This window comes from Celeribacter ethanolicus, assembly GCF_001550095.1.
Classification (GTDB): domain Bacteria; phylum Pseudomonadota; class Alphaproteobacteria; order Rhodobacterales; family Rhodobacteraceae; genus Celeribacter; species Celeribacter ethanolicus.
In genome coordinates, this window is record NZ_LRUC01000020.1 from 154,320 (window position 1) to 172,472 (window position 18,153).

At 60.6% G+C, this 18,153-nt stretch carries 19 protein-coding genes and 1 riboswitch; all 19 genes read right to left on the reverse strand.

Annotation, left to right across the window (positions count from 1 at the left end):
- Positions 1-104 precede the first annotated feature (104 nt).
- The gene (gene trpB, locus NH195_RS10120; RefSeq protein WP_066706243.1) at positions 105-1,355 is read right to left on the reverse strand and encodes a tryptophan synthase subunit beta; all 1,251 of its coding nucleotides are present in this window, start codon (positions 1,353-1,355) and stop codon (positions 105-107) included.
- 100 nt (positions 1,356-1,455) lie between these two features.
- The gene (locus tag NH195_RS10125; protein WP_066706244.1) at positions 1,456-2,097 is read right to left on the reverse strand and encodes a phosphoribosylanthranilate isomerase; all 642 of its coding nucleotides are present in this window, start codon (positions 2,095-2,097) and stop codon (positions 1,456-1,458) included.
- 14 nt (positions 2,098-2,111) lie between these two features.
- Positions 2,112-2,459: a LapA family protein gene (locus tag NH195_RS10130; RefSeq protein WP_066706246.1), complete on the reverse strand. Its 348-nt coding sequence runs from the start codon at positions 2,457-2,459 to the stop codon at positions 2,112-2,114.
- 12 nt (positions 2,460-2,471) lie between these two features.
- Complete coding sequence (gene ihfB / locus NH195_RS10135; RefSeq protein WP_066706248.1) at positions 2,472-2,753, reverse strand: integration host factor subunit beta; 282 nt, start codon at positions 2,751-2,753, stop codon at positions 2,472-2,474.
- A 368-nt stretch (positions 2,754-3,121) separates the two neighbouring features.
- Complete coding sequence (rpsA, locus tag NH195_RS10140; RefSeq protein WP_081423869.1) at positions 3,122-4,801, reverse strand: 30S ribosomal protein S1; 1,680 nt, start codon at positions 4,799-4,801, stop codon at positions 3,122-3,124.
- A 230-nt stretch (positions 4,802-5,031) separates the two neighbouring features.
- On the reverse strand, positions 5,032-6,408 hold the full coding sequence (locus NH195_RS10145; protein ID WP_066706254.1) for a KAP family P-loop NTPase fold protein: 1,377 nt from the start codon (positions 6,406-6,408) through the stop codon (positions 5,032-5,034).
- A 42-nt stretch (positions 6,409-6,450) separates the two neighbouring features.
- A complete protein-coding gene (locus tag NH195_RS10150) occupies positions 6,451-6,948 on the reverse strand; it encodes a BLUF domain-containing protein (protein WP_162265863.1) in 498 nt (165 codons plus the stop codon).
- Positions 6,949-7,138: 190 nt separating this feature from the next.
- A complete protein-coding gene (locus NH195_RS10155) occupies positions 7,139-7,771 on the reverse strand; it encodes a nitroreductase family protein (protein ID WP_066706258.1) in 633 nt (210 codons plus the stop codon).
- Positions 7,772-7,955: 184 nt separating this feature from the next.
- Positions 7,956-8,900, reverse strand: a complete 945-nt coding sequence (locus NH195_RS10160; protein WP_066706260.1) for a hypothetical protein — start codon at positions 8,898-8,900, stop codon at positions 7,956-7,958.
- Positions 8,897-9,505, reverse strand: a complete 609-nt coding sequence (locus NH195_RS10165; protein WP_066706262.1) for a (d)CMP kinase — start codon at positions 9,503-9,505, stop codon at positions 8,897-8,899. Before NH195_RS10165 ends, NH195_RS10160 begins: the two co-directional genes overlap by 4 nt.
- Before the next feature lie 59 nt (positions 9,506-9,564).
- Positions 9,565-10,914 carry a 3-phosphoshikimate 1-carboxyvinyltransferase gene (gene aroA, locus NH195_RS10170; protein WP_066706265.1) on the reverse strand — a complete coding sequence of 450 codons (1,350 nt, stop codon included), beginning with the start codon at positions 10,912-10,914 and terminating at the stop codon, positions 9,565-9,567.
- Positions 10,915-11,000: 86 nt separating this feature from the next.
- Complete coding sequence (gene trmB / locus NH195_RS10175) at positions 11,001-11,720, reverse strand: tRNA (guanosine(46)-N7)-methyltransferase TrmB (protein WP_066706268.1); 720 nt, start codon at positions 11,718-11,720, stop codon at positions 11,001-11,003.
- A gap of 58 nt (positions 11,721-11,778) precedes the next feature.
- Positions 11,779-12,540, reverse strand: a complete 762-nt coding sequence (locus tag NH195_RS10180) for a hypothetical protein (RefSeq protein WP_162265864.1) — start codon at positions 12,538-12,540, stop codon at positions 11,779-11,781.
- 358 nt (positions 12,541-12,898) lie between these two features.
- The gene (gene queF / locus NH195_RS10185) at positions 12,899-13,363 is read right to left on the reverse strand and encodes a preQ(1) synthase (RefSeq protein ID WP_066706276.1); all 465 of its coding nucleotides are present in this window, start codon (positions 13,361-13,363) and stop codon (positions 12,899-12,901) included.
- A gap of 1 nt (position 13,364) precedes the next feature.
- Positions 13,365-13,880: an O-acetyl-ADP-ribose deacetylase gene (locus tag NH195_RS10190; protein ID WP_066706279.1), complete on the reverse strand. Its 516-nt coding sequence runs from the start codon at positions 13,878-13,880 to the stop codon at positions 13,365-13,367.
- Positions 13,880-15,073, reverse strand: a complete 1,194-nt coding sequence (metK, locus tag NH195_RS10195; RefSeq protein ID WP_066706283.1) for a methionine adenosyltransferase — start codon at positions 15,071-15,073, stop codon at positions 13,880-13,882. The genes NH195_RS10190 and metK overlap by 1 nt, the downstream gene beginning before the upstream one ends.
- A gap of 8 nt (positions 15,074-15,081) precedes the next feature.
- A riboswitch (SAM-SAH riboswitch) is annotated at positions 15,082-15,132 on the reverse strand.
- A gap of 36 nt (positions 15,133-15,168) precedes the next feature.
- Positions 15,169-16,665: an apolipoprotein N-acyltransferase gene (lnt, locus tag NH195_RS10200; protein ID WP_155846136.1), complete on the reverse strand. Its 1,497-nt coding sequence runs from the start codon at positions 16,663-16,665 to the stop codon at positions 15,169-15,171.
- On the reverse strand, positions 16,665-17,597 hold the full coding sequence (locus NH195_RS10205; protein WP_066706289.1) for a hemolysin family protein: 933 nt from the start codon (positions 17,595-17,597) through the stop codon (positions 16,665-16,667). Before NH195_RS10205 ends, lnt begins: the two co-directional genes overlap by 1 nt.
- A 49-nt stretch (positions 17,598-17,646) precedes the next feature.
- Complete coding sequence (gene ybeY / locus NH195_RS10210; RefSeq protein ID WP_066706293.1) at positions 17,647-18,135, reverse strand: rRNA maturation RNase YbeY; 489 nt, start codon at positions 18,133-18,135, stop codon at positions 17,647-17,649.
- Between the last annotated feature and the right edge of the window lie 18 nt (positions 18,136-18,153).

An 18,153-nucleotide genomic window follows, 5' to 3' on the forward strand; every position in this document is an offset into this window, starting at 1 on the left:
GTCCCTAAACCTTTGGCAACCAAACATAAACTCTGGTTTAAAGAGGTTTTGCACGAAAAAAGCCGCCCCGAAGGACGGCTTTTCCTGAAAAACGGTCGTGTCGCTTACTCCGCGTCGCGCCCTTCATCGCCCGCGAGATCCGCGCCGAGATGACGTGCCACGGTGAAGATGTCCTTGTCGCCACGGCCCGAGAGGTTCACGACGATGATATGATCCTTCGGCAAATCGCCTGCGATCTTCATCACATGCGCCACCGCATGGCTCGATTCGAGCGCCGGGATGATGCCTTCGGTCCGGCAACAGAACTGGAACGCCTCGAGCGCCTCCTTGTCGGTGATCGAGACATATTGCGCCCGCCCCGTATCGTGCAGCCACGAGTGCTCCGGCCCGATCCCCGGATAGTCGAGACCCGCCGAGATCGAATGCCCCTCAAGGATCTGCCCGTCTTCGTCCTGCAAAAGATAGGTGCGGTTGCCGTGCAAAACGCCCGGACGCCCGCCGGTCAGAGAGGCGCAATGCTCCATCCGGTCGTCGACGCCATGGCCGCCGGCCTCAACGCCGATGATGCCCACGCTCTCGTCATCAAGGAACGGATGGAACAGCCCCATCGCATTCGAGCCCCCGCCCACAGCCGCGACGAGCGTGTCGGGAAGCCGACCTTCGCCCTCTTGTTCTGCCAACTGCCAGCGGGTTTCCTGCCCGATGATCGCCTGAAAATCACGCACCATCGCCGGGTACGGGTGCGGGCCCGCCACCGTGCCGATGCAATAGAACGTGTCGCGCACATTGGTCACCCAGTCGCGCAGCGCATCGTTCATCGCATCCTTGAGCGTCCCGCGCCCGGATTTCACCGGAACGACCTTGGCGCCCAGAAGGTGCATCCGGAACACGTTCGGCTTTTGCCGCTCCACGTCGGTGGCGCCCATATAGACGATGCACTCAAGCCCGAACTTGGCGCAGACCGTCGCCGTCGCAACCCCGTGCTGACCCGCACCGGTTTCAGCGATGATCCGGGTCTTGCCCATACGGCGTGCGAGCAGGATCTGCCCCAGCACGTTGTTGATCTTATGCGCGCCGGTGTGGTTGAGCTCCTCGCGCTTGAGGTAAATCTTCGCGCCGCCCAGCTCCTCGGTCATCTTCTCCGCGAAATAGAGCGGGCTCGGACGGCCGACATAATGCTTCCAGAGATCGCGCATCTCGTCCCAGAATTCAGGATCGTCCTTGGCCCTGTTATACTCTTCCTCGAGGGCGAGGATCAGCGGCATCAGCGTCTCGGACACGAAACGTCCGCCATAAATGCCAAAGCGCCCCTTCTCGTCCGGGCCACTCATGAAACTGTTGTAAAGATCGTTCATCGCGATGCTCCCTTGCGGATCGCCCATGGATGTAGCGCAGGGGCCACGCACCGTAAAGCGCGCCCGTTTCCTTTGCTGTCGAAATACTCGAAAAAGCCCGTCAGGCGGCGCGGATCGCCTCAATGAAGGCGCGGATTTTCGCGGGTTCCTTCACGCCCGGCGCGCTTTCCACGCCCGAGGACACATCCACCTGCTTCGCACCGGTCATCTGAATGGCCAGAACCACGTTCTCCGGCGTCAGCCCGCCCGCCAGCATCCAGGGCCGGTTCCAGCCGCGTTTGGAAATCAGTCGCCAGTCGAACGCGAGACCGTTTCCCCCCGGCAGATCGGCGCCTTTCGGCGCCTTTGCATCCACCAGCAACTGATCGCAGACCATGCCATAAGCGTCGAGCGCCTGCACATCGGAGGGCTCGGCCACACCCACGGCCTTCATCACCGGCAAACCGTAGCGCGCCCGGATTTCCGTCACCCGCTCCCGGCTTTCCTTGCCATGAAGCTGCAACATGTCGAGCGGCACCTCACCGGTGATCCGGTCAAGCTCCTCATCCGTCGCATTCACCACAAGCGCCACCTTGGCCACACCGACCGGCACTTCAAGCGCCAGATCGCGGGCCTGCGGAATCTCCAGATGGCGCGGCGATTTCGGGAAGAAGACAAAGCCCAGATAATGCGCCCCGGCCTCAACAGCCGTCTCCACCGCCTCGGGCGTCTTCAGCCCGCAGATTTTTACGCGTGTGTCCATATGTCTGTCGCTAATCAGCGCTCCAGAAGGGCAAGCACCTCGTCGCCCTCCTTCTTCGCCTTGTCGACCTTCAGCTTGTCGACCTCGCGGGCCAACTGTTCCTTCTCGCGCTTATGCGTCGAGGCGGCAGAGCGGTGTTTGTATTCGCGCATCCACTCCCAGACGAAGCCGATCAACAGCCCCGCAAGAATCGCACCAAAGATCACCGCGAACAGCGGCAGTTGGATGGAAAGCGAAATGCCGGAGAGCGTCGCAAGCTCTCCCGGCAACAGATAGAGCGTTACGACATCCCGATTGGCCAAAGCCATGGTTACAAGCACCACGGCAAGTGCTCCGAGGAAAGCGTAACGGATATATCGCATTTTAAATCGGCCTTATTCTTCGTTCAGACGGTCGCGCAGCAGCTTGCCGGTCTTGAAGAAGGGCACATGCTTTTCCTCGACGGGAACGCTGTCGCCGGTGCGCGGGTTACGCCCCATTCTGGCATCCCGCTTCTTGACAGAAAAGGCCCCAAATCCGCGCAGCTCCACCCGGTCGCCGCGCGCCATAGCTTCGATGATTTCTTCGAAGATCGTGTTCACGATCCGCTCGACATCTCGCTGGTACAAATGCGGATTTTCGTCTGCGATCTTCTGGATCAGCTCGGACCGGATCATGAAGTCTCCCCCTGGATGACGCGTTTCTTGTGACGTTCTGGTATCGCATTCAGCCCTTGGCCAAGGCGCCCAGCACCCCGGCATGACCATGGAGAGACTATAGGACGGGATATGTATTCGGGGAAGCGTCTGTTCCGCTCTCACGGGCTGTTTTTTGCCGGTAATGTGCTGAGATTTGGCCTAAAAATCCCTCAAGGCATTGCATTTTGCACAAGCCGGAACCCGGATGTTAGCGCTGCGATGCGGCATTCCCCAAAGCGATTCGAATCAACCCCGCACGGTGACCTGTCGAAAAGGACAGGTTGCGGTCCAGGCAAAAGAAAAGGCCCCCGAAGGGGCCTTTCCACAATTCCGGTCGCACTCTGCGATCACTCGTCGCCGCCCTTGAGCGCTGCACCGAGAATGTCGCCCAGCGACGCACCCGAGTCGGAGGAACCGTACTGTTCGACGGCTTCTTTCTCTTCGGCGATCTCGCGGGCTTTGATCGACAGACCCAGGCGACGGGTTTTCTGATCCACGTTGGTCACGCGCACATCGACGTGATCGCCGACCTGGAAGCGCTCGGGGCGCTGTTCGGCACGGTCACGGGACAGGTCGGAGCGGCGGATGAAGGATTTCGCACCTTCATATTCCACTTCGATGCCGCCGTCTTCGATCGCGGTGACGGTCACGGTGATGATGGAGCCGCGTTTCACGCCTTCAACCGCACCGGAGAAGCTGTCGTCGAGGGCTTTGATCGAGAGGGAGATACGCTCTTTCTCGACGTCGACCTCGGTGACCACGGCCTTGACCATGTCGCCCTTGCGGTAGTTCTGGATGGCATCCTCGCCACGCTCTTCCCAGGACAGATCGGACAGGTGAACCATGCCGTCGATGTCGCCCGGCAGACCGACGAACAGACCGAATTCGGTAATGTTCTTGACTTCGCCTTCGACCACAGTGCCTTCCGGGTGAGTCTCGGCAAAGAGCTCCCACGGGTTGCGCATGGTTTGTTTGAGGCCGAGGGACACACGACGTTTCGCGCTGTCGATCTCGAGCACCATGACTTCCACTTCCTGCGAGGTGGAAACGATTTTGCCCGGGTGGACGTTTTTCTTGGTCCAGGACATTTCGGAAACGTGAACCAGACCTTCGACGCCCGGCTCGAGTTCCACGAAAGCGCCGTAGTCGGTGATGTTGGTCACGCGACCGGTGTGCACGGATTCGAGCGGGTATTTCGATTCAACGGAATCCCACGGATCGGCCTGAAGCTGTTTCATGCCGAGGGAGATACGGTGGGTGTCTTTGTTGATCTTGATCACCTGAACCTTGATCGTCTCGCCGATGGAGAGGATCTCGGACGGGTGGTTCACGCGACGCCATGCCATGTCGGTGACGTGCAGCAGGCCGTCGACACCGCCGAGGTCCACGAAGGCCCCGTATTCGGTGATGTTCTTGACGACACCGTCAACGGTCTGACCTTCGGTGAGGTTGCCGATGACTTCAGCGCGCTGTTCCGCACGGGACTCTTCGAGGATCGCACGACGGGAAACAACGATGTTGCCACGACGACGGTCCATCTTGAGGATCTGGAACGGCTGCTTGAGACCCATGAGCGGGCCAGCGTCGCGCACCGGACGGACGTCGACTTGGGAGCCCGGAAGGAAGGCAACTGCGCCGCCGAGATCGACGGTGAAACCGCCTTTGACACGGCCAAAGATGGCGCCTTCGACGCGCTCTTCGGAAGCGTAGGCTTTTTCCAGACGATCCCAGGCTTCTTCGCGACGGGCTTTGTCGCGGGAGATGACGGCTTCGCCACGGGCGTTTTCAACGCGGTCGAGGAACACTTCGACTTCGTCGCCAACGGCCACGGAGGGTGCTTCGCCCGGGTTGGAGAATTCTTTCAGATCAACGCGGCCTTCCATTTTGTAGCCGACGTCGATGATGGCTTGACCTGCCTCGATGGCGATCACTTTGCCTTTGACAACCGAGCCTTCAGCCGGGGTGTCGATTTCGAAGCTTTCATTCAGGAGGGCTTCGAAATCCTCCATAGATACGTTCTGAGCCATGTGGTCTCTAGATTCCTTTTCAAACGTTTATGCGGGCCGGGTGGTTGTCTCCACCGGTCTTGATTTCAGATTGCCTATGGAACCAACGCTCAGAAGGCACTGCGAGAAAAACACAAATCAGGGCCGAAGCTGTTCTTCGACCCTGCCCGCATTGCCTTGATGACGTCTGATGGCCTCATAGACTGGCGCGCGTATAGGCGCGAATCCCGTGAAAAGCAAGGGAAATCGGGTTAATCGGCCATGAGAGCGTGAGCATGGCTAAGGACGTTTTCGTGATCTGGGATGTAGTGGGGGCCGAGACCTTTCAGAACTTTAGCCCAGCCGAAGTACTCGCCGCCACCTTCAGGTGGTGGCAATCTATAGGCACTGTCGTCCAATCGAAGTAAAGGCGCACATTGCTTTTGAACAAACTGATCCCGTTCGTACTCTTGCTTCTGCGCTTTTTCCCGATTTTCCCAACGATCAACGTTTAAAAACTTTTCAGCAATTTCAGGTGTCAGTGCAATGCGGGGCAACCACTCTTCCTGAACAACGCAGCCCGCCTCTTTAAAGGCCATCCACACCAACAACGAACGATCCAAAGGCATATCAACATAACATCTGAGCGCCACTTCAACCCGATCTAACACACGTTCGATTTGCCTAAAGGACAAGCTGCTAGCCTTTACGATTTTACCCACAAGCTCCGCAGCGGCCTGCACAGAAAAGGCTGGATCGTCGCCATAAGGCGTACCTATTTCCAGTCTTTTCATAACCAACTGCCAAGCCGCTTCCGCTTTTCTTTGCGCCGTCGCCTTCAACGCCAGCCGCAGATCGACGAATTTGTCGAGATAGCGCTCCCCCTCACCATGCGCGCCGAACCGATGCTGCGCGACTTTCTCTAGGTAATCCGCATTCACCATCAGGCAGAACACATAGCCGGGCCTGTCGAACACATGTTTCATCGCCTCCAACAGCGCGATGGCATATTCCGGGTGACACCGGTCCAACTCGTCGATCAGGATGATCACCCGATCCGTATCCTTGCCCTTGGTCAACTCGTCTTTGAGGGCGTCGAGCTGCGCGGGGAGTTCCTTTTGAATTGCCTTTTCTGCGGCCAGTTGCGTGGCGATCATCTGCGCGGCGGTTTTGGACATTTCCTCACCGACGCTGTCGGCCATGCTTTGCAAGGCCTCTTGTCCTTCGAACACCTCTCCGAGTTGGCCGGAAATGGCATCAATCGCCTCATCGGCCCCGGCCTTGAGCACCGCCTTGGCCACGGTCCGCACCGCGACACCGCCGTATTTCTTCCCGATTACGCCTATTTTCTGAACCTTGTTCTTCTCTTCTTCCGGCAAGAGCGCAAGCAAAGCCCCAAGAAAAGTCACCACAGGATCGCCGGAATGATCCGAGCGTTGCGCATCAACCTCGACCACGACCTCGCCGGATTGACGCAGATGCTCGGCCCAAGCTTTGCGGAAAAAGGTCTTGCCGTGACCAAACCCTGCCTCGATGGAGATCACCTTGCTGTCATCCACCGTCTGAATCAACCGGGTGAAGGTCTCCCCGAGTTTTTCATATCCGAGAAGATCGTTCGTCCAAGGGGAGATAGGTTCAATTTGTGACATGACAAAGACTTTTCAAACGAAACAACTCTCAGTCTATCGCTCTCAAGCCAACCCGTCGAGCCGCTCCAGATACGCCCCGTCCTCTTCCCCAGGGAAGCGCGAATAGGGGAAGGCGGAGCCGTAAGCGTCGACGCTGGTTGACGTCTTGGCGAAAAGCGCGATCAGGTCGTGGGCCCGCACGGGCGTGATTTCCGGGTAATGACCGTCGTCTTCCAGCCCGAGGTTCTGTTCGAACCCCATCAAAGCATCGTAGGCCATCGACCAGTTGCCGAAGGGCGTCTCGACCGGAGCCTCTTCGCGCAACAGCACCTCCATGTACTTATGCCTCGGATCGACCGCAATCCGCGCCACAAGCGCGTCAACCTCGGCCTCGGGGCCGTGCAGCACCTGAAAGAACTGCTCGTCGATCCGCAACAAAAGCCCGGTGATCCCGTGCGCTGCATTGAATTTTATGGAACGGCGCAAAATATCGAGGTCCGACGGGTGGAAATCCTCATGACACGCCAAGGAACGATACAACACCTGAATATACGGAATCACGAGCCTCTCCATCCTCATGTCGACCGGGTGAACCGCGACGATCGCACGGCTGCGCGACGCTGCACCAGAGCCGTGAACGGGGGCAAGTCAAATTTGCACAACGCTGTTCAAAAAAGAACGGGACGAGCGAAAAATTTCGACCGTCCCGATCGTTTTTTGCATTTCAGCACAGAGAACTCCTCCGGCCTGTTCAATTCAGATCGGTCACCAGATCATAGGCCGGTTTGCGGACTTTCTTGAGCGGGGCGAGCCAGTCGCCTTCCGCCGCACGGGTCCCGAGTGCCAAAGCCACCACAGATTTCAACCCCTTGTCAGCCAGCCCCAGGATATCGTCGAACCTCGCCGCGTCGAACCCTTCCATCGGCGTGCTGTCAACTTCAAGCTCGGCAGCCGCGGCCAGAGCAAAACCAAGCGCGATATAGGCCTGACGTGCGGCATGTTCGAAATTCACCTGGGCATCACGCGGCAAATAAGCTGCCTTAAGATTACTATAATAGGTGTCGAGCGCCGCTTCGGTGCCCGGACGCTCCGCCGCGTGACGCGCCACAACCTCGTCGATCCGCGCTGCTGTGTAGGTGTCATACGCCGCAAAAACCAAAAGATGTGAACTGTCTGTCACAAGGTCCTTGGCATTGGCCGCCGCCTTGAGTTTGGATTTCAACTCCGGGTTACGGATTACGAAGAGATGGAAGGGTTGAAGCCCGGATGAGGTCGGAGCCATGCGAATGGCCTCCAAGATTTGTGCCACCTTAGCCTCGGGAACCGGTTTTGAAGGGTCCATCTTCTTGGTGGCATAGCGCCAGTTCAGCTTATCGAGAAACATTGGAAACATCCTTGCAGATATGTGTGTTCGCTTCGGGATATGGGGAGGGATCGGGTCACGACAAGCGCCCGAAATTCGGCACAGCCACCTGATCCTTTACGCAACCGACTGATTATAATGGATTTCACCCCAAGTCCTCTGCGGCAACGCTCACCCCCTTGAGCGGCACTGCGCGTAAGATGGCTCAGGGATTGCCCAACCCGAGGCGCCCGGGCGGAAATCCGATCTCGGCAAAGCGCTCCAAGACCCTGGCCTCGAACGCCGGATCGTCGAGCCAGAGGCATTGCGAGAAATACCAGTAGAGGAATTTCGTGTAATCCTGCGGCTGCGACACCGCGCGCTCAAGCGCCGCCGGGAAATCCTCCGAGGCCTTCACCACTTCGGCGGCCTGATCGAAATCGGCGCGGGCAAAGAGCACCGTCGGCGTGCCATGCAGAAACCCTTCGATTGAGGCAGCGGAATTGGCCGACACCGTCACCGCCGCCTGCCGCAACAGGTCATGCACATTGGCATTGGTCTTGATCGGCGCATAGCCCTCCGCCTCGAAGGCACGGATGACTTTGAGCCCCTCGTCCTTGCGCAGCGGATGCGGCTTGATATAGACCGGACGCCCGCCCGCGCCGTCGAGCACGGCCCGGATCATCTTATCGCGGCCCATATAGGCATGGCCCCGTCGATAGGGCGGCGGGCCTTGCAGGAAGATCACGATGCCTTCCGGGTCGATCTCTTCTACCTGTTTCTTCTGATGATAGCGTGAGTGACGCGGATCGGAAAACCGGGCGCGCAGATCGCCGACATAGGCCTCGGCCTCTTCCGCATCGACCCGCGCAGGATCAAAAAAACGATCCGCAATAGAACTGTCCGCCAACACGCCTTTCGGGTCGAGATGCCAGCAGCGATCCAAATAGGCCAGCACCGAAATCAACGTATCGGGATGCGGCTGGCGCGCATTGTCGACGATATGAAGATTGCCATCCGGTTCGGTCGGCGGAAACCGCGGCGCGATCTCGACCACGCCGCCCCGCCGCTCGACCATGCGCTTGATCCGCGGATAAAGCGTCGACATCTTGCCCGCCTCCAGAAGCGCCTGCTCGTGTTCGGGCAGGTGGAGGACGAGCTTCGCCGTCATCCCCGGCGCGCCTCAATGAGGGCAATCACCTTGGCGACTGCCTCCTCGATGCTCATCTCTGTGGTGTCGATCACCGTCGCGTCTTCGGCGGGCTTCAAAGGCGCTGTGGCGCGTGCCGCATCGCGCTCGTCGCGCTCGCGCAGATCGGCCAGCACCTCTTCAACGCTCACGTCTTCGCCTTTTCCAGTCAGCTCTTTCTGACGCCGCTCGGCCCGCACCTCATCGGAGGCGGTGACATAGAGTTTGACCTCCGCATCCGGGCAGATCACCGTGCCGATGTCACGCCCATCGAGAACCGCCCCACCTTCGCGCCGCGCAAAGGCCTGTTGGAAATCCACCAGAGCGCTGCGCACTTCGGGAATGGCCGCAACCCGCGAGGCCGCCTGCCCCGCATCGCCGGAGCGCAGGTCGTCGCGGGACAGATCCTCTGCTGCCAGCCCCTCTGCCGCCTCAATGGGCGACAGCCCCTCAAAGGTCTTCGCCCCCACCGCCCGGTACAACAACCCGGTATCCAGATGCGCAAATCCGAAATGCGCCGCGACGGCTTTGGAAATCGTGCCTTTCCCGGCAGCGGCGGGGCCATCAATGGCGATGCAAAAACTCATGGTCTGTCCTTTCCCGAGGGGTCCCCACGCTGCACCCAGGCGCCGCCAAGGTCAAGAGATCAGTTGCCCCGCACCACATGCGCGCCGAGACCAGTCATGAGTTTCTCAAACACCGGGAAAGACGTCGCAATCGGCCCGCCATCGTCCACGCTCACCGCCTCTTGCGACGCCATGCCGAGGATCAGGAAAGACATGGCGATGCGGTGATCGAGATGAGTCGCACAGATCGCCCCCCCCTTGACCCCATTCGGGCCAAGCCCATGCACGATCAGCGTATCCTGATCTTCCTCAATAGCCACGCCACAGGCCTCAAGCCCGCGCGCCATGGCGTCGATCCGGTCGCTTTCCTTAACCCGCAATTCCTTGACGCCGCGCATGGTGGTCGTACCCTCGGCATAGGCGGCCACGGCGGAGAGGATCGGGTATTCGTCGATCATCGAAGCGGCGCGCTCTGCCGGAACTTCAATGCCTTTGAGTTTGGAATATTTGACCCGCAGATCCGCCACCGGCTCGCCGCCCTCTTCGCGCTCGTTCTCAAACGTGATGTCGGCACCCATCTCCTTGAGCGTGATGAACAACCCGTTGCGGGTCGGATTCTGGCTGACGCCGGGCACGAAGACCTCGGAGCCGGGCACGATCAGCGCGGCACAAACCGGGAAGGCCGCCGAAGACGGGTCGCGCGGCACGGCAACCTCCTGCGGCCTCAATTCGGGCCGTCCGGTCAGCGTGATCTTGTTATAGCCTTCCGGCGTTTTCTCCGTCGTCAGCTCCGCCCCGAACCCAACAAGCATCCGCTCCGTGTGATCGCGTGTCGCCTCTTTCTCGATGACCACCGTCTTGCCCGGCGCGTTCAGCCCGGCCAGAAGCACCGCGGATTTTACCTGCGCCGAAGGCACCGGCGTCTGATATTCGACCGGCACCGGATCGGAGGCCCCCACCAGCGTCAAAGGCAACCGGCCGCCCGAGCGTCCCACCGATTGCGCCCCGAACAGCGCCAAAGGATCGGTCACCCGCGCCATCGGACGTTTGCGCAGCGAGCCGTCGCCGGTAAAGGTCGTACAAAAATCATAGGTCGCGACACAGCCCATGATGAGCCGCACACCCGTTCCCGAGTTGCCGCAGTCGATCACGTCCTCAGGCTCGGTAAATCCGCCGACACCCACACCATGCACGGTCCATTCGCCCGCCCCTTCGCGCACCACCTCGGCACCGAGCGCCTGCATGGCTTTCGCGGTGTCGAGCACATCCTCGCCCTCCAGAAGCCCGGTGATCTTGGTCTCCCCCACGGCCATCGCACCGAAAATCAGCGCGCGGTGGGAAATCGACTTGTCCCCCGGCACCAAGGCCGTGCCTTTCAGGGGGCCGTTCTTGCGGGCGGTCATCGGGATCGGGGTGCCGTGGCTGGACATGGGTCGCTCTCCTCACATTCCTCGCCGACCTGATACCGCAAGCCGGACAGACGGTCTATCGGCTGTCTTCATGGCAGCCGAAATACTCAGACTTTTTTGAAGGTCATATAATGCGGCGTGCGGCCTTCGCGGATCGCCTTTTGCTCATAGCGCGTCGAAATCCAGTCCGACCACGGTTTGCGCCAATCTTCCGGCCCTTCGGCCAACCATTCGAACCCGGCGCGCGGCACTTCTTCCATGGTCTGGCGCACATAATCGGGAATGTCGGTCGCCACCCGGAATTCCGCCCCGTCCTTCAGCACACGGTGCAGCGGGTCGAGATGTTCGTCGGTCACGAACCGGCGGCGATGGTGGCGCTTTTTCGGCCAGGGATCGGGGTAGTTGAGAAACGCCTTCTCGATGGAGCCGTCCGGCAGCACGTCGAACAGATCGCGCGCATCGCCCGCATGGATCGCGATATTGTCGAACGGCCCCTCCCGGCGCATTTTGCCAAGACACATCGCGACGCCGTTCACGAACGGCTCACAGCCGATGATGTAGACATCCGGATAGCTCCGCGCCATGTGCACCAAGTGCTCTCCGCCGCCGAAACCGATCTCGACCCAAACCGGCTTGCCCGCAAAGCGCTTGGCCATGTCGATCTTAACGCGCTCCGGGTTTTCCTCCCAGGACACTCCACCGGGCGCGAGATCCGGCAGGTCTTCATCGAGATAGTCCACCTGCGCCTTGTTCAACGTCTTGCCATGAATACGGCCATAGAAGTTGCGCCAAGGCGCCCCCGATTGGTGCTGTTGATCGTCAGACATGGAAAACCCCGCGTGTTACGGCGGGGCTTTTGCCAAATCGTGCCGCGACGAGCAAGGACTACTGCGCAACTACGCGGGTCAGCATCGCCAAAATTGTGATCCCAGCCCCCCCGAAGATGAGGGCTTTGCGCCATAGCGGGAGGTTTTCAAACCAAATGACAAATTCGGATTTGAGGATCGCTGACACCAGCACCGTCACATTCCTCAGACACAACGGGCATCGCTTTGCGAGGCCCCAACGCAGTTCCTGTTGCGCGTTCAGCCCGTTTGCCGCCCCATATGACCATAGGATTTTAAGAACGCGATCGGACGCCTCCTGGGGGACGTTTCGCATAACCATATCCGTCGCCCGGCGCGCCACCTCTCCCGCAAGCGCCGGATAGCGATCAAGCGGATAGGCTGAGGCCCAGGCGTAAAGATCGCAGAGCAAAGGCACGACGGGGACGCCCTGCGAAAGGGGCTTGCGCAGCTGCCCGGCATAAGTTGCCAACAAGGTCGGGGCCAGCGCGCCGAATCGCGCCTCAAACTGCACGAGATAGGGCATGAACACCTCAGGAATGTCGCCAGACACACAAGGCTCCACAATCCCCAGATGCAAAACTGTCGTCATAGCATCCGCTTCCTCGGTTTCAGACACCTGCCACAAACGGGTCAAAATCGCCATTGCGCGTTTCGTTTCGTCAAGATCGGAGGACAATCCGCGATCATCTTTCGCATGCGCGCCGACGCCCGCATCACGAAAGAACGCATTGCAATGCAACAAAAGCCAAAGAGCCTCGCCGCCATGTGTCGCGAAGCGGTCACCATATTCCGTCATCAAGGGCACGAGGGCCGGATGCGCATCTCCCCACCCATACTGGGTCCCCGGTGGTGAGCGCAGGTAATAGTCCTCTCTAGGGAGCCAATGATCGAGAAAGCTCAGCCCGACATCCGCCGCGACGAGTGCTGAAATATCGGCAATATCGGCGGGATTTTGCATCGTTTCTTTGTTCACATGCACCAAATTCCACCTCAAAACATACTAAAAACCAGCCGACAAATCCCAATTTGGTCCCCGTTCTCTTCGGCAAACAAAAAGGTGTCTGGAGGCGGAAAGCTCAGCCCACCCATGAAAATCGCCTCATTCTCTTTGGCAGGCAAACTTTACCCAACTCGTCATGCATACCCGGCACGAAAAATCAGACCCGCCCGCGATAGGGCGGCACGCCCTGTTCGGGGATCCAAATATCCCTGGGCTCCGGCCCGGTGGCCCAGAAGACGTCAATCGGAATGCCGCCGCGCGGATACCAATAGGCCCCGATGCGCAACCATTCCGGATCGAGCAGCTCGGCCAGACGCTTGCCGATATAGACCGAACAATCCTCGTGAAACGCGCCGTGATTGCGGAACGATCCCAGAAACAGCTTGAGCGATTTGCTCTCCACCAGCCATTTGCGCGGGATGTAGTCGATCATCAGATAGCCGAAATCCGGCTGACCGGTCATCGGGCAAAGCGAGGTGAATTCCGGCGCGGTAAAACGCGCCACATAGCGCTCGCCCTCATGGGTGTGCGGCACGCGTTCGAGCACCGCCTCTTCCGGACGGGTCGGAAGCGCCGTCGCACCACCAAGTTGCGTGAGCCCGGAGGTGTCCGTCTTGGGCATGTCAGTTTTCCTCGCTCAAATCATCCAAAGCCGCCTGCAAAATCGCGGCATCCGGGGCGGAAAAGGCGCAGAGCAGCACCTCCATTTCCTCCCCAGCTTTCAATTCATCGCGGATCGTGCGCGCCGCGATCCGGGCTGCACGGGTTTTCGGAAAGCCGTAAATCCCGGTCGAGATTGCAGGGAATGCGATGGACCGAAGCCCACGCGCCAGCGCGATCCGCATGGCTTCACGGTAACAGGATGCAAGCACCGCGTCCTCCCCCCGATCGCCGCCGCGCCAGACGGGACCGACCGTGTGGATTACAGAACGCGCCTTGAGATCGTAACCGCCCGTCAGCTTGGCTTGCCCCGGCAGGCAACCGCCCAGCCCCCGACATTCCGCCAGAAGCCCCGGCCCCGCCGCACGGTGGATCGCGCCATCGACACCGCCGCCGCCCAGAAGCGTGGAATTGGCCGCGTTGACCACGGCGTCCACGTCCAGATCGGTGATCGAGCCGGTGACGACGCGCAGCGGCATCAGACGGCTTTCACCAGAACCTCGGCCAGATCGGTGCGTTCCCAGCTGAACCCGCCATCCGCTTCCGGCGCACGCCCGAAATGGCCATAGGCCGCGGTGCGCTGATAGATCGGTTTGTTGAGCTGAAGCCGGGTGCGAATGCCGCGCGGGGTCAGGCGGAATCCGAGCGTGTCGGCATCGGCCAGAACGGCCTCAATACGGGCGGCATCGACCCTGCCCGTGTCATGCAGATCGGCATAGATCGACAGCGGCTCCGCCACACCGATAGCATAAGACAACTGGATGGTGCATTTTTCCGCAAGCCCCGCCGCGACGACGTTCTTCGCCAGATAGCGTGCGGCATAAGCGGCAGACCGGTCGACCTTGGTCGGATCTTTGCCGGAAAACGCACCGCCACCATGCGGCGCGGCACCGCCATAAGTGTCCACGATGATCTTGCGCCCGGTCAGGCCCGCATCGCCATCGGGACCGCCGATCACGAATTTTCCCGTCGGATTGACGTGCCAGATGGTATTGGCGGTGAGCCACCCCTCGGGCAGCACCTCTTCGATATAGGGCGCGACAATGGCGCGTACATCGGCGGAATTCAGAGCCTCGTCGAGGTGCTGGGTCGAGAGCACCAGAGAGGTCACTTCGACGGGTTTGCCATCGCGGTAGCGCACCGAAATCTGAGCCTTGGCATCGGGGCCGAGCGCCGGTTCCGTGCCATTCTTGCGCACTTCGGCCAGACGGCGCAGCATCGCGTGGGAATACTGGATCGGCGCGGGCATCAGCGCCTCGGTCTCATTGGTCGCAAAGCCGAACATGATGCCCTGATCGCCCGCGCCCTCGTCCTTGTCCCCCGCCGCGTCGACGCCCTGCGCGATATGCGCGGATTGTTCGTGCAGATAGTTCTGCACCTCGAGTGTCTGCCAGTGGAACTTGTCCTGCTCGTAGCCGATGTCGCGCACGCAGTCGCGCACGATGCCGTCGACCTTGTCCATATAGGCGTGTAGCTTATCCTTGTCCGACAGCCCGACCTCACCGCCGATCACCACACGGTTGGTGGTCGCGAAGGTTTCGCAGGCGACACGCGCTTCCGGCTCCTCGGCGATGAACGCATCGAGGACGGCATCGGAAATGCGGTCGCAGACCTTATCGGGGTGGCCTTCGGAAACCGATTCCGAAGTGAAGACGTAATCTTTGCGGGACATGGGGGTCGTGCTCCATTGGGTTATGATTCCCGCACGTCAGGAAGCCGTTGTGCGGGCCTTTGATTAAAATGCGATATAACTCGCCCCGGGGAGGGTCAATCTGTTTTTCTGCCGCGCCTCAGAGCTGTACCGATGCCGCCACTTAACACCAGAAGGGTTAACAACCCCCAAACGGGACCTTCCTCGAACCGAACATAAACGGTCTCGGGAAGGGCACCGGGCAGATCGGCGGTAAACGCCCCCGACGTGCCCAACGGAATCGCCGCCCGAACCCGGCCGCGCGCGTCGATCAGCGCGGAAATACCGGTATTCGCGGCGCGCACCATCGGCAGGCCGGTCTCAATCGCCCGGAACCGTGCCTGCGCCAGCGCCTGTTGCGGGCCGGAAAAGGTGCCGAACCACGCATCGTTGGTCATCTGCAACAGCCAGTCGGGGCGCGTTTCGGTGCGTAGATCACGCGGAAAAATCGCCTCGTAACAGATCAGCGGAAGAGCAGACCCAAGCGCCCCCATATCCATGAGATGCGGTCCGGGACCCGCGGAGTAGCCATAGCCGTTCTGCGCCGTGAACGCCCGCAAACCGATCCGCTCCAGCAGCCACGGCAGAGGCATGTATTCACCGAAAGGCACAAGATGATGCTTGTCGTAGAGATCGGCGACCTGGCCCTTTTCGTCGAGCAGAACCGCCGTGTTGTACCCCTGCATCCCGTCCACCCGGTTGAGCCCGACCACGGCGCGCGCGGGAGCTGCCGTTTGGGCGACCTCGAACAACTCCGGCCCGGCGGCATAGAGAGGGGCTGCCACGGAGGTTTCCGGCCAGATCACCAGATCGGCGCCCTCGGGCGGCGTGACGGAGAGCGCGCGGCGGTAGAACTGGCCGACATACTCCGGGTCCCATTTGAGATGTTGCGGTGCGTTGGGTTGCACCACGCGAATGGCGTGATCGCGGTCCGGTGGCAGGGGCGCGGATTGGCGTTGCCAGCCGACCATAAAGGCGGCGGCAAAAAGCACGGCGGCCACAGCGCCAATCCGCCAAGAGCGTTGTAAAACGGCATGGGCCAAGAGAGCGGCAAGCGCAAAACTCAGCGCCGTGAGTCCGTAAGGCCCAATGAAAGCAGCAAGCTGCGCCAGCGGAGTGTCGAGCCAGATATAGCCGGGCATGGCCCATGGAAAGCCAGTGAAGATATGCCCGCGCGCGAGCTCCGCCGCACCCCAGAAACCTGCGAGGCCCGGCAGGCCGGTCTTGAGTATTTTCGCGAGGAAGAAGGCCAGGGCCCAGAACAGCGCCAGCCCCCCCGCCATGAGGAACAGCGCAAACGGGATCATCCATCCGTCACGCATCGGCTCGACAAGGAAGGGATTCACGATCCAGTTGAGCGATATGAGGAAGGTGGAAAACCCCACAAGCCAGCCGCGCAGGGCGGCCTGACCGGGCGTCAGCGCCATGCGCCAGGCGATGGCCGACATCACAAGCCCAGCGACCGCCACCGGCCAGAACCCAAGAGGCGCCTGACCGGCAGCGATCAGAAAGCCCGCCCCGAGCGCGAAGGCCCGGGGCGGGGTCAGAACATGCCGCAGCCTTGGCAGGCGCATCAGGCCTCGACTTTCGGTTTCACGGCGGAGGGCAGGCGCACACGAATGCGTTTGATCCGGCGCGGATCGGCATCGACGATCTCGAACTCGGCCCCCGACGGATGCGGGATCACCTCGCCGCGCGCGGGGACCCGACCGGAGAGCAGGAAGACCAGACCGCCCAGAGTGTCGATCTCTTCTTCTTCCTCTTCGTCGGTCAGACGCATGCCGATGGCCGCCTCGAACTCGTCGAGCGGGGCCTTGGCCTGGGCGATGAACACGCCCGGCGCGGACTGGGTCCAGAACGCATCGTCGTCGACATCGTGCTCGTCCTCGATCTCCCCGATCACCTGCTCGACAAGGTCTTCGAGCGTCACAAGCCCGTCCACGCCGCCGTATTCGTCGATCACCAGCGCCATATGCATCCGCTCCGTCTGCATCTTTTGCAGCAGTACCCCGATCGGCATCGACGGCGGCGCATAGAGCAGCGGGCGCAGCATCTTGCGCAGGTTGAACCGCTCCCCCTTGCCGTTGAAGCCATGGGTGAGGGCGAAATCCTTGAGGTGCACAAGCCCGACAGGCGTGTCCAGCGTGCCCTTGTAGACCGGCAATCGGGTCATCCCGCTTTCGCGGAACACCTCCACCAGATCCTCTTTCTTGATGTCCAGAGGCACGGCGACGATCTCCGCTTTCGGGATCGCCACGTCATCGACCCGCATCCGGCGCAGGTTAACCATGCCGGGGCGCTGCACGGGCTGAGGCGGAACCACGGAAGAGTTCGCCCCGGCCAAGGCTGTCGTGTCGGAAGTTTTGGCGGTAAATGCCGCCTTCATGCGGTCGAACCAGCCAGAGGATTTGCGCACGATGCGGCGCGTGTCGCTCTGCGGTCTGCTTATGGGGTCGATCGGCGCGCTCTGCGCTGCCGTAGAAGACCCAGGCTCGGTGTCGCCCATGCGTCCTTTCCAATATGAACAATCTGAACTGGTCTTTTCGACCGTTCGCCTAATATGGGTCCTTGACCCCCATGGTTGCAAGTATTTCGACCTCGGTCGCTTCCATAATTTCCGCGTCCCTGTCGGTTATGTGATCATAACCCAACAGATGTAACAGACCATGAACGAGCAAATGGGTGACGTGGTTGGCGAATGTCTTGTCCTGCTCCTCTGCCTCGCGCAGACAGGTTTCATAGGCAATCGCGATATCGCCCAGCTCGATGGACCCGTCGAAATCCGGCTCCGGCAGGGGCGGGCGTTCACCGGGTGCCGCACGTTCTTCGGCGGGCCAGGACAGGACGTTCGTCGCCTTGTCCTTTTCCCGGAAATCCGCGTTCAGGACCTTGATGCGCGCATCGTCACAGGCCAACACGGACCCTTCGCAAAGCTCCGCATCCAACCCGAGATGCGCAAGCGTTGCGGCCTCGGCGGCTTCCACCAAGACCTCAAGCCCCGCCTCGTCCCAGCGGTCGTCCTCAAAGATCACCTCTACGGCCACGGGGCCCTCCGACTTGCG